The following is a 7,195-nucleotide window of genomic DNA, read 5'->3' as shown; positions in this document are numbered from 1 at the left end:
GAGCTGGATTTCAATTCTTCAGAGGATTGGTTAGCTGCATTGATAATTTGATTAGCTTGTTCTTGCGCTTGTTTAACAAGTTCACTTTCGGCTGTCAATTTAGCAATGTAGTCTTTAGCTTGATCAATTAAAGTTTCAGCTTGACGTTGAGCATCAGCTAATACTTTATCCTTATCAGCTACAATACGACGAGACTCTTCAAGTTCCAATGGTAAGGACTCTTGAATAGAATCGATAATACGCATAATTTCGTCTTCCTCAACCATACGTTTTGTAGTCATAGGAATACGGCTGCTAGATTCAATAAGAACCTCTAAATCTTCTAATAATTTTTCTGTTTTCATACAATTCACCCCTATTTATTATGGACCGTATTAAAGCGTTCTTCAAGTTTTTCCTTAACATCATCCGGAACAAGGCCATCTAGTTTGCCACCAAATTTAGCCAGTTCTCGAATACCAGTGGAGCTGACAAAAGAGTATTTGTTATTTGTCATAATAAATACTGTTTCAATGTCATCATCCAAATATTTCGCAAACAAAGCACGCTGAAATTCATATTCAAAGTCGCTTAATGCACGCAAACCACGAATGATAATAGTAGCATTCTTTGATTTAACATATTCGTTAAGCAAACCACCTGTACAATCAATTTCAACATTAGGAATATGTTTGACAGAATTTCGAATCATCGCAACCCGTTCTTCCATGGTAAACAAGGAATTTTTATTCGGATTCGAGCTAACAGCAATAATTAATTTATCAACTAATCGGCTGCCCCGTTCAAAAATATCAACATGTCCATTCGTAACTGGGTCAAAACTACCCGGACATACACCTATACGCACAGGATTAGCTCCTTTCAGCTGTGTTTACAAAATAGGAAACCATCGTATAACCAAATTTCTGTTCTTTTATACACTCCCATGATTCAGGTAAACTAAAAACCTCATCCTTATGATGCTCTAGTAATAATACACCTTCAGGCTTTAATAAATCATAGGTCACAACCAAATCTATGGTGTCTTGTATAAATCCATTCTCATATGGCGGATCAGAAAAAATATAATCGAACTGTCGTCCCACTATATAATTTTTTAATTGTGAAAGTTTCTTCGGAATAATTTCTAACCGATCATCCACACGACAATGTTTAGCATTCTCTAAAATTAATTTTCCCGTTTTAAAGTCTACCGCTACTGCATGTGCTGCACCACGACTTAAGGCTTCAATTGCTACTGCACCTGTGCCAGAAAATATATCTAGTACGTCTGTACCAAATATGCCTCTGTTAGCTAATACATTAAACACACTTTCCCGAACACGATCAAGTGTAGGTCTAGTATCAACCCCTTTAGGTGCTTTTATAGCATGTCCCTTCGCAGTTCCGCCAATAATTCGCATACAACCCTCACAAGATTATACTCATTAATTATAGTATATAAATAACCAAATTAAAAGTATCTTTTATTTATGATACTTCAATTTTAATATCGCGTCCCATTAGCTCAGCTAAGGCTAAAGCAGGAGACTTCTCTTCATATAAAATTTCGTACAAAGCTTTAGTTATAGGCATTTCAATTTGATGTTCACAAGCCATTTTATACACAATATCTGTGGCAAAGAAACCTTCCACCACCATATTTGTATTGTTAATGATGTAGTCCATCGTCTTACCATCTGCTAACTTTTGACCTGCCGCACGGTTACGACCATGAAGACTCATGCAAGTAGCAATCAAATCACCCATACCTGCAAGACCAGCGTAAGTTTCTTTCTGAGCACCTAAGGCTACCCCAAAGCGAGTCATCTCATGAAGACCTCTCGTTAATAACAAGGCTTTGCAATTATCACCTAGTTTAAGACCATCAACGATACCTGCAGCAAGGGCAATAATATTCTTTGTCGCACCAGCAAGTTCAACACCTATAATGTCAGTATTGGCATATATTCTAAAGTTTTGACTACATAACGCTTTTTGAAGTGTAGTAGCCACCTCTAAATTCTCTGTACTCAATACAGAAGCAGCCGGTAAATTACGACCAATCTCTTCTGCATGATTTGGTCCAGATAAAACAGCTAAGTGACAACCTACTGGACTAAGAACCTCTTTCATTACAGTGGTCAATAATTTACCTGTTGTTCGTTCCACACCTTTGGAACAAAGAATATAAGATTGGTTTTTATGTGCATAAGGTTTTATAGACTCTAAGCTAGTACGCACATGTACAGAAGGAGTAACCATTAAAACAACTTCTGCATTCCTAATAGAAGACTCTAAATCAGAGCTATATTGTAACTCTTTAGGTAGCGCTACACCTGGCAAATAATCTTTATTTTCTAAATCCGTAGCCAATTGATCAGCAAATTCTGGACGACGACAATATAAAGTTGTAGTATTTCCAGCTAAAACGGATTTAATAGCAAGGGCTGTTCCCCAACTACCAGAGCCGATAACAACAACATTCATACATTAATCCTTTTTAATACGTTCTACTTTTAACTCATTACCAGCAAGTAGACGCTTAATATTATCCCAGTGGCGAACAATAACAAATAATGCAGCTAATCCACCAAAGCCAACAAACCAGTAAGATTCACCTGTGATGTACATCAATACAGGTACCAATGCAGCAGCTACGATAGAACCTAAGGATACAAGCTTAGTGAAATATACGATGACGCCCCACACAAGGAAGCAAATCAATGCTACTAACGGAGAAAGTGCAATAAGAACACCTAAACCGGTAGCAACGCCACGACCACCCTTGAACCCTAAGAATATAGACCAGTTATGACCCATCATAGCTAGGATACCGCCTAAAATCATATACATAGGTCCATAGGAGGATAATAATATTACTCCAGCAGCACCTTTTAAAGCATCACATAAAAACACTGGTAAGGCAGCTTTAAGACCGATAACACGATATGTATTAGTAGCACCTATATTCTTTGATCCATATTGGCGTACATCTGTATTAAAGAAGGTTTTGCCAATTATTAAACCACTAGGAATTGAACCAATAAAATATGCTAATACAGCATAAACGATAATCATAATATCCATTAGTCTTCATCATCCCGTTTCTTACCACGTAATACTAAGCGAATTGGAGTACCTTCAAAGCCGAAAGACTCACGCAATCGATTCTCTAAGAAACGCATATATGAGAAGTGAATTAACTCAGGTTCATTTACAAATAAAATGAATGTCGGTGGCTTAACACTTGCTTGTGTCATGTAGTAAATCTTAGGAATTCTACCATTGCGAGATGGTACTGGATTTACTGTTTGAGCATCTTGTAACAATTGATTCAACGTACCAGTTGATACGCGACGATATTGTTGTTCAGATACGAATTTCAGCATATCTGCTAATCGATGTATACGTTGTTTAGTTAAAGCAGATGCAAAAAGAATTGGTGCAAATTGTAAGAAACCTAATTCTTCATAAATATCTTCAGTAAAGCGCAATGTTGTTTTATCGTCTTTTTCAACAAGATCCCATTTATTAACAACAATGACTACACCCTTACCTGCTTCATACGCATAGCCTGCAATCTTCTTGTCTTGCTCGGTAACACCATCTTGTGCGTCTAGTACAAGAACAACGATATCAGAACGGTCTACAGATCGCAAAGAACGTACAATACTATAGCGTTCTACAGCTTCATCAATTTTAGACTTACGACGCATACCGGCTGTATCGATGAGTACAAATTTTTGGTCTCCATGTGTCCAATATGTATCGATGGAATCACGAGTAGTACCTGCTACATCAGATACGATAACACGATCTTGACCTAATAAGGCATTCGTCAAAGAAGATTTGCCCACATTAGGACGACCAATAATGGCGACGTGAATTGTATCTTCGTCATCCACATTAGTACCTACAGGAGGGAAATGTTTCACTGTGTCATCAAGCAAATCACCTAAATTCATTAGATTTTTTGCAGAAATACCAATAGGATCACCTAAACCAAGATTGTAAAATTCGTAAATATTAGGCTCTTGGTTCACACTATCAATCTTATTAACTACAAGAACTACAGGTTTACCACTGGCGCGCAAAATATTAGCAACCTCTTCATCAGCTGGTACAATACCTTGTTTACCATCAACGACAAATAAGATTACATCCGCTTCTTCGATAGCCAATTCAGCTTGTAATCGCATCATTTTTGGAATAACATGACTATTTTCAGTGATGAATTCGATACCACCTGTATCGATCATTGTAAACTCACGATTTAACCACTCTGCATCGAAGTAAATTCGGTCTCGCGTAACACCTGGAATATCTTCGACAATAGAGATACGTTTATTAACAATGGCATTGAAAAGTGTAGATTTACCTACATTTGGACGGCCTACAACGGCCACTAATGGTTTTGCCATAGTTTCACCTCATTATCTAATCTAATACATTACTATATTTTATCATATTCTACGTAAAGTACGCAAAAAGGCTAACCAAGTAAACCTTGGTTAGCCTTATATTAGACAATGAATTATTCAGCGTCTTCTGCAGTTTCTTTGGATTCCATCATTTCAGTCAAAGCCAAACCCAATTTCTTTTCATCTTTGTTAAGAGAAATGATTTTAACTTCAACTTCTTGACCGCGGTTCAAGTAATCTTCAACTTTCGCATTACGTTGTTTTGTAATTTGGGAAATGTGAAGTAAACCTTGAATGTCGTCGTTAACAGCTACGAATGCACCGTAAGCTACCAAACGAACAACTTTACCGTTGATAACATCGCCAACATGCAATGTTTCTTCAGCTACGTCCCATGGGCTCTTAGACAAAGCTTTCAAGGATAAGGATAATTTGTTGCTTTCAGCGTCGAAAGATTGTAATTTAACTTCGATTTCTTGACCAACGGAAAGAACATCTTCCACTTTTTTGATTTTTTGCCAAGAAATGTCGGAAATATGAAGTAAACCTTCAATACCACCGATATCTACGAAAGCACCATAAGGCATGATTTTACGAACGATACCTTTATAGTTTTCGCCAACGTTGATATTTTGCAATGCTTCAGCTAATTTAGCTTGACGTTCAACTTCTAATACTGCACGACGGGAAAGAACCAAACGGTTTTTCTTTTCGTCGATTTCAAGTACTTTTGCTTCGAATTCTGTACCTACCAAGTTGTCCAAGGATTTCACGAAGTGAACATCACCTTGGGACAATGGAATGAAACCACGAAGGGATTTAACTGTTACTACCAAACCTGCTGGGATAGCATCAATACCTTTACATACGATAGCTTCATCTTTTTCTTGTGCTTCGATAACATATTGCCAATCTTCATCTTTAGCCAAGCGAGTCATGGAAAGATAAATAGGATTATCTTCTTTGATGTGGTTCATGATAACTGCTTTAATTTCATCACCATTTTTTAACACATCTTTGGCAGATTCTGGTGCTGGATAAGAAATTTCAGTTCTGTTCAAAATGGCTTCAGTTTTGTAGCCAAAAGATACATAAGCACGTTCATCTTCAACTTGAACTACTGTACCTTCTACAACGTTCCCTTTCTTAAATTCTTCTTGACCTTCGGCTGCTAATAATTCTGCAAAATCTTTCATTGTCTCAATGACCTCCTTAATAATCCAGTCGGGAGTCGATGCTCCTGCTGTTACTCCTACCGTCTGTACTCGGTTAAACCATTCCAGTTGTAATTCAGTAGAAGTTTCAATGTGATATGTTGTACATCCAACGTCACGACAAACCTCTGCCAATCGGTTTGTATTGCCGCTGTTCTTGCCACCTATCACAATCATAAGATCTACATTACGTGCTAATTCAACGGCAGAGTTCTGTCGTTCTTGCGTTGCATTGCATATCGTTTTGAAAACCTTAAGATTCTTAGATTTTTTCTCTAATATGTCTATTATACTGTTAAATTTGAATTGTGAAAAGGTTGTTTGTACAACAACACCCATTTTTTCCACAATTTGTAGTTTTTCGGCGGATTCTTCATCTTCTATGATTATACCTTCGTTATTCGCCCACAAATTGATGCTTTTGACCTCAGGATGGTTTTTTTCGCCCAAAATCACCAAAGTCATCCCCTCTTCAATGACAGATTTTGCATCTTGTTGTGCCTTTTTTACATGTGGACATGTGGCATCAACAATATGTAAGCCCTTTCCTTCTGCCTCTTCATAAATAGCAGGACCAACACCATGAGATCGAATAATCATTGTCCCTTCTTCAATGTCAGATACTTCTTGAACAGGACTAACCCCTTTATCTTCAAGGCGACCTACAACTTGAGGATTATGAATAATAGGTCCCAATGTATAGCTTTTACCATCACTATTAGCGGCTTCATTCGCCATTTCAACAGCTCTTTTTACACCATAGCAAAAACCATGGTTTTCAGCCAAAATTATTTCCATAAAGTCTCCTCTACACGATTTTCATGATAAGAATCAATCATTCGTTGGATTTCACCTTTAACTTGATCATTTACTTTTTTTATAGCTTCTGGAGTAGCCTTTTCCTTTTCTACAGGTATTGGTTTTCCAATAATACAAGCAACCTTATCTCGCTCCATATTATAAGACCCAATAATAGCTACAGGCACAATGCTAACACCAGTCCTTAGTGCAATAGATGCCGCTCCATCGTGAAATTTACCAAGTTTACCACTTTTTTGACGGTTACCTTCAGCAAAGATACCTAATACCTTGTTATCTTTAAGGAGCCCCATAGCATGGCGGATAGCAACTTTATCAATAGCACCTCGATTTAATGGGAACGCACCAAGCCATGTACAAATAAAGCGAGAAATGGGATTCACAAACAATTCTTGTTTTGCCATAAAATGTACATGTCTAGGTAATGCATAGCCACAGATAGGTGGATCATTATTACTTAAGTGATTCGGTACTACGATAACAGGACCTTCCATAGGGAAATTATCACGACCGTATACTTTCAATCCATAACCCACCTTATAGCGTAACCAGAAGGCGGTGCGCCATAACCAGGTAGATAATTTATTCATGATCAATAGTCTCCTGTATTAATTTTAAAATAAATGCCACAGTTTCATCGAAATCCATATCGCTAGAATCTACAACTACTGCATCATCAACGCATACTAATGGAGATTCTTCTCGATTCTTATCCATTTCATCGCGACTTTCAACATTCTTTTTAATTTCATCTAAAAT

At 37.3% G+C, this 7,195-nt stretch carries 9 protein-coding genes; all 9 read right to left on the bottom strand.

Going from position 1 to position 7,195, the window contains the following annotated elements:
* A partial coding sequence (locus Q0F90_RS05985; protein ID WP_296004168.1) for an ATPase occupies positions 1 to 344 on the bottom strand: 344 nt, incomplete at its 3' end.
* An 11-nt stretch (positions 345 to 355) separates the two neighbouring features.
* On the bottom strand, positions 356 to 847 hold the full coding sequence (gene coaD / locus Q0F90_RS05980; protein WP_009351506.1) for a pantetheine-phosphate adenylyltransferase: 492 nt from the start codon (positions 845 to 847) through the stop codon (positions 356 to 358).
* A 4-nt stretch (positions 848 to 851) separates the two neighbouring features.
* On the bottom strand, positions 852 to 1,403 hold the full coding sequence (gene rsmD, locus Q0F90_RS05975) for a 16S rRNA (guanine(966)-N(2))-methyltransferase RsmD (RefSeq protein ID WP_296004167.1): 552 nt from the start codon (positions 1,401 to 1,403) through the stop codon (positions 852 to 854).
* A 67-nt stretch (positions 1,404 to 1,470) separates the two neighbouring features.
* On the bottom strand, positions 1,471 to 2,469 hold the full coding sequence (locus tag Q0F90_RS05970) for an NAD(P)H-dependent glycerol-3-phosphate dehydrogenase (RefSeq protein WP_296004166.1): 999 nt from the start codon (positions 2,467 to 2,469) through the stop codon (positions 1,471 to 1,473).
* Positions 2,470 to 2,472: 3 nt separating this feature from the next.
* Positions 2,473 to 3,069 carry a glycerol-3-phosphate 1-O-acyltransferase PlsY gene (gene plsY, locus Q0F90_RS05965; protein ID WP_296004165.1) on the bottom strand — a complete coding sequence of 199 codons (597 nt, stop codon included), beginning with the start codon at positions 3,067 to 3,069 and terminating at the stop codon, positions 2,473 to 2,475.
* Positions 3,069 to 4,403, bottom strand: a complete 1,335-nt coding sequence (der, locus tag Q0F90_RS05960; RefSeq protein ID WP_105097945.1) for a ribosome biogenesis GTPase Der — start codon at positions 4,401 to 4,403, stop codon at positions 3,069 to 3,071. Before der ends, plsY begins: the two co-directional genes overlap by 1 nt.
* Positions 4,404 to 4,516: 113 nt before the next feature.
* Complete coding sequence (locus tag Q0F90_RS05955) at positions 4,517 to 6,415, bottom strand: bifunctional 4-hydroxy-3-methylbut-2-enyl diphosphate reductase/30S ribosomal protein S1 (protein WP_296004164.1); 1,899 nt, start codon at positions 6,413 to 6,415, stop codon at positions 4,517 to 4,519.
* A complete protein-coding gene (locus tag Q0F90_RS05950) occupies positions 6,406 to 7,026 on the bottom strand; it encodes a 1-acyl-sn-glycerol-3-phosphate acyltransferase (protein ID WP_296004163.1) in 621 nt (206 codons plus the stop codon). The genes Q0F90_RS05955 and Q0F90_RS05950 overlap by 10 nt, the downstream gene beginning before the upstream one ends.
* A partial coding sequence (locus Q0F90_RS05945; protein ID WP_367113416.1) for a (d)CMP kinase occupies positions 7,019 to 7,195 on the bottom strand: 177 nt, incomplete at its 5' end. The genes Q0F90_RS05950 and Q0F90_RS05945, both read right to left, overlap by 8 nt.

This window comes from uncultured Veillonella sp., assembly GCF_934190855.1.
In the GTDB taxonomy this organism is placed as follows: domain Bacteria; phylum Bacillota; class Negativicutes; order Veillonellales; family Veillonellaceae; genus Veillonella.
This window is presented reverse-complemented; position numbering and strand designations above follow the sequence as displayed.